Genomic DNA, 14,337 nt, shown 5'->3' on the forward strand with positions numbered 1-14,337 from the left:
CGGCGTGAAAGTTGACGAGTTCACCCCGCTGTGTCATTCTGAAGGCGGCACCGAGGTTGACGCTTATAGTACGTGTGGACATCCGTTTCCTGTTTGCGTTATGCTGCTCCCTCGCGCTGCCCTTCCACGCCCTGGCTCCTGCCGGGGCGTTCGGCATGCGCGCAGTCCGATTCCGTCCGTGCCTTCCGGAAGGACATCCCTTGGCAGCCTCGCGCAACGCCTCCGCCGTACCCGCCGGTCCCCGTCGCGTCTCTTTTTCGCGCATCCAGGAGCCCCTCGAAGTTCCTGACCTTCTCGCCCTGCAGACCGAGTCGTTCGACTGGCTGCTGGGCAACGAGAAGTGGAAGGGCCGGGTCGAGGCGGCTCGCCAGGCCGGTCGCAAGGACGTCCCGACCCAGTCGGGCCTCGAAGAGATCTTCGAAGAGATCAGTCCCATCGAGGACTTCTCGGGGACCATGTCCTTGTCGTTCCGCGACCATCGGTTCGAGCCGCCCAAGTACTCAGTCGATGAGTGCAAAGACAAGGACATGACCTTCTCCGCCCCGATGTTCGTCACGGCGGAGTTCATCAACAACACCACCGGTGAGATCAAGAGCCAGACGGTGTTCATGGGCGACTTCCCGCTCATGACGCCGAAGGGCACCTTCATCATCAACGGCACCGAGCGTGTGGTGGTCTCGCAGCTGGTGCGTTCGCCGGGCGTCTACTTCGACCGCAGTGTCGACAAGACGTCCGACAAGGACCTGTACGGCTGCAAGGTCATCCCGTCGCGGGGTGCCTGGCTCGAGTTCGAGATCGACAAGCGTGACAGCGTCGGTGTGCGCATCGACCGTAAGCGCAAGCAGGCCGTCACCGTGCTTCTCAAGGCGCTGGGATGGACCAACGACCAGATTCTCGAGCGGTTCGGGCAGTACGAGTCGATGCGGGCCACGCTGGAGAAGGACCACACGGCCGGTCAGGACGACGCGCTGCTCGACATCTACCGCAAGCTGCGGCCGGGTGAGCCGCCGACCAAGGAGTCGGCGCAGACCCTGCTGGAGAACCTGTACTTCAACCCCAAGCGTTACGATCTGGCCAAGGTCGGCCGCTACAAGATCAACAAGAAGCTCGGGGTCGGTGCGGAGATCACACAGGGCACGCTGACCGAGGACGACCTGGTCGCGATCATCGAATACCTCGTAAGGCTGCACGCCGGCGAAAGCGCGCCGGGAGAGGTGGAGACCGATGACATCGACCACTTCGGCAACCGCCGCGTCCGCAGCGTCGGCGAGCTGATCCAGAACCAGGTCCGCCTGGGCCTGGCCCGGATGGAGCGCGTCGTGCGCGAGCGCATGACAACGCAGGACGTCGAGGCGATCACGCCGCAGACGCTGATCAACATCCGCCCGGTCGTCGCGGCGCTGCGCGAGTTCTTCGGCACCTCGCAGCTCTCGCAGTTCCTCGACCAGACCAACCCGCTCGCGGGACTGACCAACAAGCGGCGGCTGTCCGCACTCGGGCCCGGCGGCATGTCACGGGAGCGCGCCGGGTTCGAGGTGCGTGACGTGCACCCGTCCCACTACGGCCGGATGTGCCCGATCGAGACGCCCGAGGGGCCGAACATCGGCCTCATCGGCTATCTCGCGAGCTACGCCCGGGTCAACGCCTTCGGCTTCGTCGAGACTCCGTACCGGAAGGTCGTCGACGGGAAGGTCACCGACCGGATCGACTACCTGACGGCCGACGAGGAGGACCGCTTCGTCAAGGCGCAGGCCAACACGGTGCTCAACCCCGACGGGTCGTTCGCCGAGTCGCGCGTCCTGGTGCGCACCAAGGGCGGCGAGACGGAGCTGGTCCGGGTGGCCGAGGTCGACTACATCGACGTGTCGCCGCGCCAGATGGTGTCGGTGGCGACGGCGATGATCCCGTTCCTGGAGCACGACGACGCCAACCGGGCCCTGATGGGGGCGAACATGCAGCGGCAGTCGGTGCCGCTGATCAGGAGCGAGGCGCCGCTGGTCGGCACCGGCATGGAATACCGTGCCGCGACCGACGCCGGTGACGTCATCAGCGCCGAGAAGGCCGGCGTGGTCGAGGAGGTCTCCGCCGACTACGTCACGGTCATGAACGACGACGGCACCCGGACGACGTATCGAGTGGCCAAGTTCAAGCGCTCCAACCAGGGCACCTCGTTCAACCAGAAGCCGATCGTGGCCGAGGGCGACCGGGTGGAGGCGCGTCAGGTCATCGCCGACGGCCCGTCCACCGACGGCGGCGAGATGGCCCTCGGCAAGAACCTGCTGGTCGCGTTCATGCCCTGGGAGGGGCACAACTACGAGGACGCGATCATCATCTCGCAGCGGCTGGTGCAGGACGACGTGCTGTCCTCGGTGCACATCGAGGAGTACGAGGTCGACGCGCGTGACACCAAGCTGGGCCCGGAGGAGATCACCCGCGACATCCCGAACGTCTCCGAAGAGGTCCTGGCCGACCTCGACGAGCGCGGGATCATCCGCATCGGCGCCGAGGTCGTCCCCGGCGACATCCTCGTCGGCAAGGTCACGCCCAAGGGTGAGACCGAGCTGACCCCGGAGGAGCGGCTGCTGCGCGCGATCTTCGGCGAGAAGGCCCGTGAGGTCCGCGACACCTCGCTGAAGGTGCCGCACGGCGAGCGCGGCACGGTCATCGACGTGCGGACGTTCTCGCGCGACGCCGGTGACGAGCTGCCGCCCGGCGTCAACGACCTGGTACGGGTGCACGTCGCGCAGAAGCGCAAGATCACCGACGGCGACAAGCTGGCCGGCCGCCACGGCAACAAGGGCGTCATCTCCAAGATCCTGCCGGTCGAGGACATGCCGTTCCTGGAGGACGGCACCCCGGTCGACATCATCCTCAACCCGCTGGGCGTGCCCGGACGGATGAACATCGGCCAGGTCCTGGAGACCCATCTCGGCTGGATCGCGGCCCAGGGCTGGGACATCTCCGGCATCGAGGACGCCTGGGCCGAGCGGCTGCGCGACAAGGGTCTCGAACGGGTCGAACCGCGGACCAAGATGGCGACACCGGTGTTCGACGGGGCCGGCGAGCGGGAGATCATCGGCCTGCTCGGGAGCACGATCGCCAACCGCGACGGCGACCGGATGGTGGAGCGCAGCGGCAAGGCGCGGCTGTTCGACGGCCGCAGCGGCGAGCCGTTCCCCTATCCCATCGCCGTGGGCTACATCTACATCCTCAAACTGAACCACCTGGTCGACGACAAGATCCACGCGCGTTCGACCGGCCCGTACTCCATGATCACCCAGCAGCCGCTCGGCGGTAAGGCCCAGTTCGGCGGCCAGCGTTTCGGTGAGATGGAGGTGTGGGCGCTGGAGGCGTACGGCGCCGCCTACGCCCTGCAGGAGCTCCTGACGATCAAGTCCGACGACGTCGCCGGCCGCGTGAAGGTCTACGAGGCCGTCGTCAAGGGCGAGAACATCCCCGAGCCCGGCATCCCCGAGTCCTTCAAGGTGCTGATGAAGGAGATGCAGTCGCTGTGCCTGAACGTCGAGGTGCTCTCCAGCGACGGCATGTCCATCGAGATGCGCGACGCCGACGAGGACGTCTTCCGCGCCGCGGAGGAGCTCGGCATCGACCTGTCCCGGCGTGAGCCGAGCAGCGTGGAGGAGGTCTGAGGCGATGAGTTTCCGGCGCGGGGCGGGTCTCACCCCGCGAACGGACGGAAGGAGCTGGTTCCCGTGGACCTGCACAGCGTGGTGTGCGTCAGCGACCTGGAGAGATCGCGGAAGTGGTTCGAGGCGTTCTTCGGGCGGCCCGCGGACGAGATCATCGGTGACGAGCTGCTGTGGCAGGTCGGCGAGAACGCGTGGGTCGTCCTCGACGACCGGCCGGTCCGGGCCTCACGGGTGGGCGGCACGATGATCACGTTCGGGGTGACCGACCTCGACGACATCCTGGCCCGGCTGGCCGCGCACGGCATCGGGCACGAGCCCGTGGAGACCTACGGCAACGGCGTGCGACACGTGGAGATCATCGACCCGGACGGCAACAGCCTGTCGCTCGCCCAGGCGCCCGCCCCGTGACCCGTCAGCCGACGTCGTAGGTCAGGTGCGTCGCCGTCGAGGTCACGGTGACGCTCCGCCTCACCAGCGGGCGCGGCGGCCCGCCGGCGAACAGCGGCGTCCCCGAGCCCAGCATCACGGGCGCGAGGTGCAGCGTCAGCACGTCGACCAGCCCGGCGGCGAGCGCCGAGCCGACCGTGGCGCCGCCGCCCATGAGGAAGACGTCGAGGTCCGCGCCGCCGGCCGCCGACGCCGCCTCGGCGCGCTCGCGGGCGGCGTCGACGGCGTCGGCCAGGCCGGTGGTGACGAACGTCCAGTCGAGCTCGTCGAGCCGCACCCGCTCCGGCGGCGAGCTCGTCACCACCACGAACGCCGGCTTGCCGACCTCGCCGGCGCCGTAGCCGGAGGTGTCGTCCCAGCCGTGCGGCCCGTCCACCACGTCGAACAGCCGGCGGCCGAGCACGACGGCGCCCGAGCGGGCGGTCGTCTCGCGCAGGATCCGGCGGTCGTCGGGGTCGTCGGAGAACGCCCAGGTGTGCAGGGCCTCGCCGCCGTCACCCAGCCCGTTGTCGGGGCCGGGGCGCGGTCCGGTGACGAAGCCGTCGATGGAGACCGAGATGTCGGCGATGATGCGCGTCATGCCTCAACAGACTAAGCCGCCCTCCGCTGTCAGGGGCGGCCCGTAAGGTGATCGGCCATGGGCGTTCTGGTCGACTACTTCACCACGGGCTCCGAGCAGGTGGCCCGCCAGGCCCTGACCGGCGGGCCGGCGGGCGCGAAGCTGCCGTACGTCGACTGCAAGGGCTGGGTCGACGAGCTCGAGGTGCTGGTCGCCGAGATCAGCGGGCGTGACCTCAGCGAGTTCGGCGACAGCGAGACCGTGGTGGACGACGGTGAGGTGTCGGGTGTGGAGCGGATCGCGCCGGAGACCGTCGCCGCGCTCGCCGACGTGGACGACGCGCGGCTGCGCGCGTACGCCGAGGACGAGCTGCTGGAGGAGTGGGAGACCGGCCGCATCACCGCGCTGCGGGACCTGGCCCGGGAGGCGAGGCGGCTCGGCCATCAGCTGTATCGGTGGTCGTGCGTCTGAGCGCCGCGAACAGTTCCTCGCGCAGGGCGGGCGGCAGTTTGCGGCCCATGCGCGCCGGGCTCACCAGGGCCTGGTCGTCGTTGTCCACGCCCGCGCGGTCGGCGAGGTGGTTCAGCGCGAAGCGGGCCTCCTCGCGGTGCCGCTCGTCCGGCCAGCCGTCGACCAGGGGCAGCACCGCTTGCACCCGGTCGGCGATCCGGTCGAGGAGCGCGTAGCCGGGCGGTCCGGGAAAGCGCTGAGCCCGCAGGTCGATGTGGAGGAAGGCGACGTGCTCGAGCTCGGCGGCGGTGAAGTCGTTGCCCGTGAACGCGTTGCGCTCCCGGCCCAGCGCGTCGTGATCGCCATCCGGGCGGCCCCAGAAGTTCACGTTGTGCACCCGGCCGGTGAAGACGCAGTCGACGAACTCGGCCTCGAAGGTGGCCGTCTGGTCCCGTAAGCGGGACCGGTCGAACCGGCATCCCTCGAATCGGACGTTGCCGAAGTACGTCTGCGCCGGGAAGCGGGTGCGGCCGAACGTGCAGTTCCGGTAGACGGTCTGCGGCCAGGAGAGGCCGTCCCAGGGCCGGCCGTCGAGACCGGTGCCGGTGCTGCCCAGCAGGGGCCGCTCGAAGGCGACGCCGGAGAAGTCGCACCCCTCGAACTCGGTGCCGTATGCCAGGAAACCGGTGAAGCGGAGGCCGGAGAAGTCCACGTTCGACAGCCGGGCCCGGTCGAAGATCACGCCGCGGGAGTCGCCGGGGAAGCGCTGGTCGCGGAGCTCGCCGCGGATGACCTGGTCGTTCATGATGGCCGGCCCGGGGGGAGGCGGAGGCCGGCGAGGAGGAGGGCGACCAGGCGGCGGGCGTCGTAGCGGGGGTCCTTGCCGGCGCCGATGCACAGGTTGCCGACGCCGCGCATCAGCTCCAGGGCTCCGATGTCGGTGCGGATCTCGCCGGCTCGGGCGGCGGCCGCGAGCAGGTCGGCGCAGACCGGGACGAGCCGGTCGAGGAAGTAGGCGTGCAGGGCGGCGAACGTGGTGTCGTCGGACTGCAGCGCCTCGGCGAGGCCGTGCTTGGTGACCAGGAAGTCGACGAACAGGTCGATCCAGCGGGTCAGCGCGGTGTGCGGGGAGTCGCTGCCGGCGAGCAGGGCGGGGCCCGCCTCGGCGCAGGCTTCGACCTGGTGGCGGTAGACGGCGACGATGAGCTCGGCCCGCGTGGGGAAGTGGCGGTAGATCGTGCCGACGCCCACCCCGGCCCGGGCCGCGATGTCGCGTACGGGCACGTCGACGCCGGAGGCGATGAACGCCTCGGCGGCCGCCTCCAGGAGCGTCTGCTCGTTGCGCCGGGCGTCGGCCCGTTTGCGGGGGGCTGTCGACTTCGATCCGTTGCCTGTGCCGGCCACTGCGCTGCTGCCTCCATCACCCGTCTTGCTAAACGGAACGCTGATCCGTATATTCATAAGCGGAACGCCGATCCGCTTGGCTCATGATGCCAGATCAGGCGCTCTTTCGCCAGGCCACACCCGTGCCGGCGACCTTCAGCCTCCCCAGGAGAGACCCATGTCCCGACCCGTTCCCGTCCTCTCGCTGCGCCCCGTGCCGCTGCCCGCCCCGCATCGGGGCGACGACCTGCACGTACGGGTGTCGGCCCCGGTGACCGGCGGCGATCTGCCCGTGATCGTGTTCTCGCACGGCTTCGGCGAGTCGCTGGACGGATACGCCCCGCTCGCCGACCACTGGGCGGCGCACGGCTTCGTCGTCGTCCAGCCCACCCACCTCGACTCGCGGAGGCTCGGCCTGACGCCGGACGACCCGCGCCAGCCGGAGATCTGGCGCCTGCGCGTCGGGGACCTGCAGCTCGTCCTCGACCGGCTCGACGTCCTCGAAGCCGCCGTCCCCGGCCTCGCGGGCCGCCTCGACCACGGCCGCGTCGCCGTCGCCGGCCACTCCTGGGGCGCCCAGAGCGCCAGCATGCTGCTGGGCGCCCGGGTCCTCGACGCCGGCGGCGTCCCGGGCGAGGACCTGACCGACCCCAGGGTCAAGGCCGGGGTGCTGCTCGCCCTGCCGGGCACCGGCGGCGCCGACCTGACGCCGTTCGCCGCCGAGCACTTCCCGTTCATGAACCCGGACTTCACCGGGATGACCACGCCTGCCCTGGTGGTCGCGGGCGACAAGGACCAGTCGGCGCTGACCGTACGGGGACCGGAGTGGTTCACCGACGCCTACGCGCTGAGCCCGGCGCCCAAGAGCCTGCTCACCCTGCACGGGGCGGAGCACTCGCTGGGCGGGATCTCCGGATACGCCGTCACCGAGACGACCGACGAGAACCCGGAACGGGTCGCCCTGATCCAGCGGCTCACCACGGCCTACCTGCGCGGCGCGCTGCACCCGGGCGACCCCGCCTGGCAGGCGGCGAGCGCGGGCCCGCTCGGCCGGATCACCTCCAAGTGACGGGAGCCCCCGCCGCCATGACCAGTTTCGGGATCATGACCGCGCCCATGCAGGTCGGCTACGACGACGTCCTGCGGGTCTGGCGGGAGGCCGACGCCGTCCCGGAGATCGAGCACGCGTGGCTGTTCGACCACCTGCTGCCGATCGGCGGCCCCCTGACCGGGCCCGCCTTCGAGGGCTGGACGCTGCTCGCGGCGCTCGCCGCGCAGACCCGGCGGCTGCGCGTGGGCGTGCTGGTGACCAGCAACCGCTTCCGGCCGCCCGCGATGCTGGCCAAGATCGCCGCGACGGTCGACGTCGTCTCGGGCGGGCGGCTCGACTTCGGCCTCGGCGCGGGCTCGCGTCCCTCCCACCCGCTGGCCCGGCGCGAGTACGAGGCGCACGGCCTGCCGTTCCACGACTTCGCCCACTCGATGGAGAGCCTCGCCGAGGCGTGCGCCGTCATCCGGCGGCTGTGGACCGAACCGGAGCCGTTCGACTTCGACGGCCGCCACGTCCGGCTCACGGGAGCCTTCTGCAACCCCAAGCCGGTCCAGCGGCCCGGCCCGCCGATCGTGCTCGGCGGGCGCTCGTCCGCGCTGCTGCGCGTGGCCGCCGAGCACGCCGACGTGTGGAACGTCCCGGGCGGCGACCTCGGCGACGCCGTCCGGCGCGGCGCGCTGCTGGACCGCTACTGCGCCGAGCTGGGCCGCGACCCGGCCTCGATCACCCGCTCGATCCACCTGCCGGTCTCCTACGACCGGCCCGGGGAGACCCGGGAGGCGATCGGCGAGGCGGTCGCCGCCGGGTTCGGGCACGTCGTGCTGGGGCTGCCCGCCCCGTACCCGGACGGCGTCGCGCGGTGGGTCGCCGACGAGCTCGTCACCGCGACGACCGGCCGCGTCTAACCGGCGAGTAGCCGACAAGGGCGGCGACCGCGTCGCCGAACGGCGCGCGTTCCCGGCGAGATGCCCGACGGATGGCGGATGTCCCGGCGGGCGACGGCGGTGAGGATGGGCCGCATGGATCCCGACTCGCCGCCGCCCCGCCCGGACGGGCGGCAAGCACGCTCCGGCCCGACGATCACCCCGATCGACCTCTACGCCTCCGCCGTCCACCTCGGACAGGGCGGTGAGATCCACACCGGCGATCCGGACGCGGACCCCGGCCGGGACTGGTGGCGCCTCACCGCCACCTACGCCAGGTCCGGCGACGACCGACTCGGCCGCTGGACCGTCCACCCCGAGGCCGAGACCGTCGTCTCCTGCCTCATCGGGAAGATCCGCCTGTACGTGCGCCCGGAACGGCCGGGGGAGTGCGAGGAGGTGGTCAGGCTGGTGGCCGGCACGGCCGCCATCGTCCCGCGCGGGCGGCGGCACCGCGTCGAGCCCGACATCCCCAGCGACGTCCTGACCGTCACGCTCCCGCATGGCAGTCTGTGGGAGAACCAGACCGGACCGGTCGCGAAGGGGTGACGAGCGCGGCATGCGGGTGACGATGGCGACCGACCCCCACGCGGGCCGCGCGAACGAGGACTTCACCGGCGCCGTCCCGGCCGCGGCGGTGCTGGTCGACGGCGCGGGCATCCCCGGCGCCGGACCGCTCTGCCGCCACGGCGTCGCCTGGTACGCCGCCCGGCTGGGCGGCGGCCTGCTCACCCTGCTCTGGCACGCGCCGGGGCGCGGCCTGGCGGACCTGCTCGGCGAGGCCATCGAGCAGGTGACCGGCGAGCACCGCGACACCTGCGACGTCACCTCCCCGATCAGCCCGTCGGCGGCCGTGGCCGTCCTGCGCCTGACCGGCGGCCGGGCCGAGCACCTGGTGCTCGGTGACGCGACCGTCGTGCTCGACCGCGCCGGCAGCGCGCCGCTCGTCGTCACCGACCCGCGCGAGGTGGTCATCAGCAGCCGGTACGAGGCCGCGCTGCGTGACGTCCCCGAGGGGAGCGACGAACACCGGCGCATCCTGGGCGACCTGCGCGCCCACCGCAACCGGCCGGGCGGCTTCTGGGTGGCCAAGGACGACCCCCGGGCGGCGGCCGAGGCGGTCACCGGCTCCTGCCCGGTCGCCGGGCTGACCGGCGCGGCGCTGCTCAGCAACGGCGCGAGCCGCATCGTGGACCGCTTCGCCCTCGCCGGCTGGCCGGAGGTCATGGCCGCCCTCGCGGCGGACGGCCCCGGCGCGATCATCGGCCGCGTACGGCAGGCCGAGGCGCGCCACGCCGTGGCGGCCGACGACGCGACCATCGCCTACTGCACCGCCCTGGACGCCCCCTGACCGCCACCCGTACACGAAGGCCCTGGGGGAAGCGTCGGCCCACAGTGGCAGACGGCTAGGAGCAGGCTCCCACAGCCCGACCCTTCTTGGTGCTGAGGAAACCCGGCGGAAGGGCAGGGAGGCTGGGAAGCATGATCGCCAAGACCTTGGGGCTGGCCCTCGCCGCGGCCCTGCTGCCCGCTGCCCCTCCCCCTCCGACCGGCCTGCATGAGTGCGCGACCGCGACCACCCGCTGCGACGGCAGCATCGAGGTCCCCCTCAATTGGGAGAGCCCCTCCTCCGAACGCATCTCCGTGGCCTTCACCTTCATCCCGGCCAAGAACGCCGACGGCACGGTGGCGGCCAACCGCGGGGGGCCACAGCCGGCTCTGCCGGAAATACCCACGATCCAGCAAGTCCTCGGGCCCGTCCTGGACCGGAAGAACCTGCTGGTCATGGATCCGCGCGGGATGGGAAAGTCCTCGCCGCTGCTGTGCCCGGGAGCCGACCCCTTCAAGCCGGCGACGATCGCCGCCTGCGCCAGGAGCGTGGGCCCGCGGGGCGCCTACTTCACCGCCGACCAGGCCTCACACGACCTCGACGCGGTACGGCGAGCGCTCGGCCTGGGAAAGATGAGCTACTTCGGCAATTCCTACGGCACCCTGTACGCCCAGGCGTACGCGGCCAGGTACCCGGACAGCCTGGACGCCGTCTTCCTGGACAGCTCCATGGTCATCGGCGGCGACGGCTACGTGGACCGGAGGTTCGACGCCCGGCTCGACTACCTCGATCTCGTCTGCGGGCGGTCGAAGGCATGCGACGCGCTGCCGGGCGAAGCCTCCGGCACATGGACGAGGCTGGTGGACCGCCTGCGCAAGCGGCCCGACCCGGAGGTGACGCTGCACCAGGCACTCACCCTGCGCGAGCCGGCCGAAGCGGTGCTCGGCCGGGAGAACGTCGCAGCCGCACACGCCTACCTCAACGGCGACCCGGCCCCCCTGCGCCGCCTGGCCCGGCTGACCCCCAATGCCATCCCGCCGTTCGACCCGCCGTGGCTTGCGGGGCATGTGGCCTTCCGCTGCGGCGACGGCTCGTTCCCCTTCGACCGGCTGGCGTCGGCAGCCGAGCGTCAAGCGCAGGCCGAGCGGCACTACGAGCGGGAGCGCCCGATGGCGCCCTTCAGGCCCACCGACGTCTTCGCCACCGATGCGATCGCCGCCCAGGAGTGGTGCGTCAACTGGCCGACTCCGCGCCACAGCCCGCCGCTCCCGCGAGGAAAGGCGCTGCCCAGCCTGCCCATCCTGGTCGTGGCAGGGGACTTCGACGTCGAACGCCCCGCCGAGGTGGCGCGTTCGCTCCGGGTCTTCCCGAACGCGACCGTGATCCGTATCCCGTTCGGGATTCACGCGCAGTCCTTCCTCCCGTCGCCGATGGGTGAGTGCATACGCGGAATGCTGCGTACCTTCCTGACCACCAAGCGGGTGGTCGACCAGAAGTGCGCCGGTGAGAACTACCGCGCCGTCGGCGCCTTCCCGCGGGAGCTCAGGGACGTGGCACCGCACCCGGCAGGCGAACTCAGCCCGAGCCGGCGGCGGATCCTCGCGGCCGCCTTCGCCACCGCCGCCGACGCCACCGCCCGCCGCAATCCGCACGCCTTCTACTACTTCGGGCGGCCGAGCGAGCCGGGCCTGCGCGGCGGCCAGGTCACCTTCGGCCAGGACATCACCCTCGACGGCGTGCGGTTCGTACGCGACCTGAAGGTCAGCGGCCGGGTCGCCCTCACCCCGGACGGCCACGCGAACGCCACCCTCACGGCCGAGACCGGCGGACGCACGCACGAGGTGACGCTGTCCTGGACGGCGTTCTCCACACGGCAATCCGTATCCGGCACCTTCGACGGCGCCCCCTTCGAGTAGGGCCCGCACCGGTCACGCCCGGCCGGACCTCACATCCCGCGCCGCCGTCCCGTCAGGTGAGAGACAGCCTGGAACGGCAAGGAGACGCACATGGAAGCCAGATTCGACTACCTCGGCAACCCGGTCGGGGCGAAGTTCGCCAAGTACATCGTCGCGGCGGGCAAGGCCGCGCTCGAGTCGTCGCTGCCCGCCACGACGCAGGAGCTGGTCAAGATCCGCGTCAGCCAGATCAACGGCTGCGCGTTCTGCGTCGACATGCACACCAAGGAGGCGACGGCCGCGGGGGAGAGCCCGGTGCGGCTCCACCTCGTGGCGGCCTGGCGGGAGGCGACGGTGTTCACCGACGCCGAGCGCGCCGCGCTGGAGCTGGCCGAGCAGGGCACCCGCATCGCCGACGCGGCCGGCGGGGTCGGCGACGACGTCTGGGCGAACGCCGCCAAGCACTACGACGAGGACCAGCTCGCGGCCCTGGTGTCGCTGATCGCCCTGATGAACGCCTTCAACCGGATGAACGTGATCGTCCAACAGCCCGCCGGCGACTACCAGCCGGGCCAGTTCGGTCACGCCTAGCCCGTCAGGCGTCGAGCAGCCGCCAGGCGGTGAGGGCGAGGCTGGCCCTGGTCAGCCCGGTCGGCTCGGTGAGGTCGATGCCCAGGGTCCGGCCGAGCTGCTCGATGCGGCGGGCGACGCTGCTGTGGTGCAGGTGCAGCAGGTCGGCGGCGCGGCGCAGGGAGCCGGTGGCGCAGTAGGCGTCCAGCGTCTCCAGGTCCTCCGGGGTCTCGGCCACGCGGATGATCGCGCTCACGTCGGCGTTGCCGCGGGCGGCGTCCCGGGAGATCTCGGCCAGCAGCGCCAGCGCGCCCAGGTCGTCGTGGTGGACGACGGGCCGGCGCGGCGTGGTGAAGCGCAGGGCGGTGCGGGCCTGCTGCCAGGACCGGTCGAGGCTCTCGGTGCCGCCGATGCCCGCGCGCACGCCCTCGGGGACCCGGGCCGGGTTGACGGTGGTGGCCAGGATGACGCCCACGTCGGCCAGCGGCGCGGCCTTGACCGGGCGGGCCGGGCAGATCGCGCCGCCGACCTTGTCCAGCGGGAGGTGCGAGCGCACGGCGAGCACGTGCACGGGCTGCCCGGCGGCGAACCCCAGCAGGCGCAGCGCCCTGGCCCTGGCGGCCTCGTCGCTGTCGGGGCTGATCGCCAGCTCGACGAGCGCCGGGTCGGCCATCGTGGTGCGGGCCGGGCCGTACCTCTCGACGACGGCCATGACCGCGATGCCGAGCCGGTCGAGCAGCAGGTCGTCGAGCGAGCCCGGCAGGCCGGGCGGGCCGGGACGCTCCAGCCACACCGCGCCGATCTCCTCCTCGTCGAGGACGAGCGGCGAGGTGATGGACGCGGGGGCGGGCGGGCCGGACGCCGGCCTGCCGTCGGGGCCGAAGCGGATCACCCGGCCCGTGTCGTGCAGCCGGATGCCGACCACGCACTCGGCCAGGCCGGCCGAGGCGCGGGCGAGCGCGGGGAGATCCACCCGGCGGCGCATCAGCGTGTCGTAGAACATGACGACCCGGATCGCCCCTCCGGCTTCCGCGTCGAGCTGCGACAGTCGTACGGCCAGTGCCTCCATGCCCCAAGCGTATGCGCCGATCGGCGGGCGATTCGGAGGAGATGCCCGACAGATGGCGGATGAGGGCAGGGGTCACCGGCTGTGAGGATGACGGCATGGATCCGGAACTTGAAGCGTTCATCCCGTTGATTCCCGACGCTGACCTGACCGACCCGGTCGCAGAGCGCGGGAAGCTCGCCGCGCTGGCCGCGTCGGTGCCGCCGCCGGACACCTCGGAGATGGAGATCGAGGACCTCGCGGTGCCCGCCGATCCTGACGTGCCGGTGCGGATCTACCGTCCCCGCCATGCCGAGGGCGCCGTCCTCTGGATGCACGGCGGCGGCTGGGTCATGGGCAGCGTGGACACCGAGCATCCGTGGGCGGCCCGGCTCGCGGACGCCTCCGGCGCGGTGGTGATCTCGGTGGGCTACCGGCTGGCGCCGGAGAATCCGTTCCCGGCGGCGCTGGACGACGTGTACGCGGTGCTGAAGTGGACGGCCGAGCACGCGGCCGAGCTGGGCGTCGACCCGGACCGGATCGCGGTCGGCGGGCACAGCGCCGGCGGCGGGCTCGCGGCCGGGGTGGCGCTGCGCTCGCGTGACGAGCAGGGGCCGCCGATCCGGTTCCAGCTTCTCAACCAGCCGGGGCTCGACGACCGGCAGCAGACGTGGTCGCAGCGCAACTTCACCGACACGCCCTGGATGAACCGCGACAAGGTCGCCATCGCGTGGCGGCACTACCTGGGCTCCGCCCCCGCCACCCCGTACGCGGCCCCGGCCCGGGCGGACGACCTGTCCGGCCTGCCGCCCGCCTACATCGCCAGCGCCGAGCTGTGCCCGAACCGCGACGAGAACATCGAGTACGCCTCGCGCCTGCTCCAGGCGGGCGTCTCGGTCGAGCTGCACCAGTGGTCGGGCACCTTCCACGGGTCCCAGGCGATCGTGTCGGCCGAGGTGTCGCAGCGGCAGATCGCCGAGCTGGGCGCCGCGCTGCGCCGCGCGCTGGCCGGCTGACCCGCTGGAAGCGTACGA

Annotated in this window: 14 protein-coding genes; 10 read left to right on the forward strand and 4 right to left on the reverse strand. The window is 71.8% G+C overall.

The window, feature by feature from the left end:
• Nucleotides 1-200 precede the first annotated feature (200 nt).
• Both rpoB and ACBI99_RS20540 read left to right on the forward strand, forming a co-directional pair.
• On the forward strand, nucleotides 201-3,650 hold the full coding sequence (gene rpoB, locus ACBI99_RS20535; RefSeq protein ID WP_375073092.1) for a DNA-directed RNA polymerase subunit beta: 3,450 nt from the start codon (nucleotides 201-203) through the stop codon (nucleotides 3,648-3,650).
• Between the two features lie 63 nt (nucleotides 3,651-3,713).
• Nucleotides 3,714-4,058 (forward strand): VOC family protein, encoded by a 345-nt coding sequence (locus tag ACBI99_RS20540; protein WP_375073093.1) that lies wholly within the window; start codon nucleotides 3,714-3,716, stop codon nucleotides 4,056-4,058.
• A gap of 4 nt (nucleotides 4,059-4,062) precedes the next feature.
• Here ACBI99_RS20540 and ACBI99_RS20545 read toward each other — a convergent pair whose 3' ends face one another.
• Nucleotides 4,063-4,677, reverse strand: a complete 615-nt coding sequence (locus ACBI99_RS20545) for a dihydrofolate reductase family protein (protein WP_364183884.1) — start codon at nucleotides 4,675-4,677, stop codon at nucleotides 4,063-4,065.
• A 57-nt stretch (nucleotides 4,678-4,734) separates the two neighbouring features.
• On the opposite strand from ACBI99_RS20545, the gene ACBI99_RS20550 reads away from it, so the two are divergent.
• Nucleotides 4,735-5,127 carry a hypothetical protein gene (locus ACBI99_RS20550; protein ID WP_375073094.1) on the forward strand — a complete coding sequence of 131 codons (393 nt, stop codon included), beginning with the start codon at nucleotides 4,735-4,737 and terminating at the stop codon, nucleotides 5,125-5,127.
• Here the strand turns inward: ACBI99_RS20550 and ACBI99_RS20555 are convergent.
• Both ACBI99_RS20555 and ACBI99_RS20560 read right to left on the reverse strand, forming a co-directional pair.
• On the reverse strand, nucleotides 5,054-5,911 hold the full coding sequence (locus tag ACBI99_RS20555) for a pentapeptide repeat-containing protein (protein WP_375073095.1): 858 nt from the start codon (nucleotides 5,909-5,911) through the stop codon (nucleotides 5,054-5,056). The two genes, ACBI99_RS20550 and ACBI99_RS20555, sit on opposite strands and share 74 nt — an antisense overlap.
• On the reverse strand, nucleotides 5,908-6,510 hold the full coding sequence (locus ACBI99_RS20560) for a TetR/AcrR family transcriptional regulator (RefSeq protein ID WP_308126183.1): 603 nt from the start codon (nucleotides 6,508-6,510) through the stop codon (nucleotides 5,908-5,910). The genes ACBI99_RS20555 and ACBI99_RS20560 overlap by 4 nt, the downstream gene beginning before the upstream one ends.
• Before the next feature lie 157 nt (nucleotides 6,511-6,667).
• Between ACBI99_RS20560 and ACBI99_RS20565 the strand changes: the two genes are divergently transcribed.
• The 6 genes from ACBI99_RS20565 to ACBI99_RS20590 all read left to right on the forward strand — a co-directional run bounded on the left by ACBI99_RS20565 (nucleotide 6,668) and on the right by ACBI99_RS20590 (nucleotide 12,279).
• Nucleotides 6,668-7,558 carry an alpha/beta hydrolase family protein gene (locus ACBI99_RS20565; RefSeq protein ID WP_375073096.1) on the forward strand — a complete coding sequence of 297 codons (891 nt, stop codon included), beginning with the start codon at nucleotides 6,668-6,670 and terminating at the stop codon, nucleotides 7,556-7,558.
• A gap of 17 nt (nucleotides 7,559-7,575) precedes the next feature.
• Nucleotides 7,576-8,445 carry an LLM class flavin-dependent oxidoreductase gene (locus ACBI99_RS20570; RefSeq protein WP_375073097.1) on the forward strand — a complete coding sequence of 290 codons (870 nt, stop codon included), beginning with the start codon at nucleotides 7,576-7,578 and terminating at the stop codon, nucleotides 8,443-8,445.
• 114 nt (nucleotides 8,446-8,559) lie between these two features.
• Complete coding sequence (locus ACBI99_RS20575; protein ID WP_375073098.1) at nucleotides 8,560-9,012, forward strand: cupin; 453 nt, start codon at nucleotides 8,560-8,562, stop codon at nucleotides 9,010-9,012.
• 10 nt (nucleotides 9,013-9,022) lie between these two features.
• Nucleotides 9,023-9,814 carry an integrase gene (locus ACBI99_RS20580; protein ID WP_375073099.1) on the forward strand — a complete coding sequence of 264 codons (792 nt, stop codon included), beginning with the start codon at nucleotides 9,023-9,025 and terminating at the stop codon, nucleotides 9,812-9,814.
• Between the two features lie 131 nt (nucleotides 9,815-9,945).
• Nucleotides 9,946-11,709 carry an alpha/beta fold hydrolase gene (locus tag ACBI99_RS20585; protein WP_375073100.1) on the forward strand — a complete coding sequence of 588 codons (1,764 nt, stop codon included), beginning with the start codon at nucleotides 9,946-9,948 and terminating at the stop codon, nucleotides 11,707-11,709.
• A gap of 90 nt (nucleotides 11,710-11,799) precedes the next feature.
• On the forward strand, nucleotides 11,800-12,279 hold the full coding sequence (locus ACBI99_RS20590) for a carboxymuconolactone decarboxylase family protein (protein ID WP_357592862.1): 480 nt from the start codon (nucleotides 11,800-11,802) through the stop codon (nucleotides 12,277-12,279).
• 4 nt (nucleotides 12,280-12,283) lie between these two features.
• Here the strand turns inward: ACBI99_RS20590 and ACBI99_RS20595 are convergent, their stop codons facing one another.
• Complete coding sequence (locus ACBI99_RS20595) at nucleotides 12,284-13,327, reverse strand: helix-turn-helix domain-containing protein (protein WP_357592864.1); 1,044 nt, start codon at nucleotides 13,325-13,327, stop codon at nucleotides 12,284-12,286.
• Nucleotides 13,328-13,422: 95 nt separating this feature from the next.
• Between ACBI99_RS20595 and ACBI99_RS20600 the strand changes: the two genes are divergently transcribed.
• Nucleotides 13,423-14,319: an alpha/beta hydrolase gene (locus ACBI99_RS20600; RefSeq protein WP_357592866.1), complete on the forward strand. Its 897-nt coding sequence runs from the start codon at nucleotides 13,423-13,425 to the stop codon at nucleotides 14,317-14,319.
• Nucleotides 14,320-14,337: the final 18 nt, after the last annotated feature.

Source organism: Nonomuraea sp. ATR24, assembly GCF_041950485.1.
Classification (GTDB): domain Bacteria; phylum Actinomycetota; class Actinomycetes; order Streptosporangiales; family Streptosporangiaceae; genus Nonomuraea; species Nonomuraea ceibae.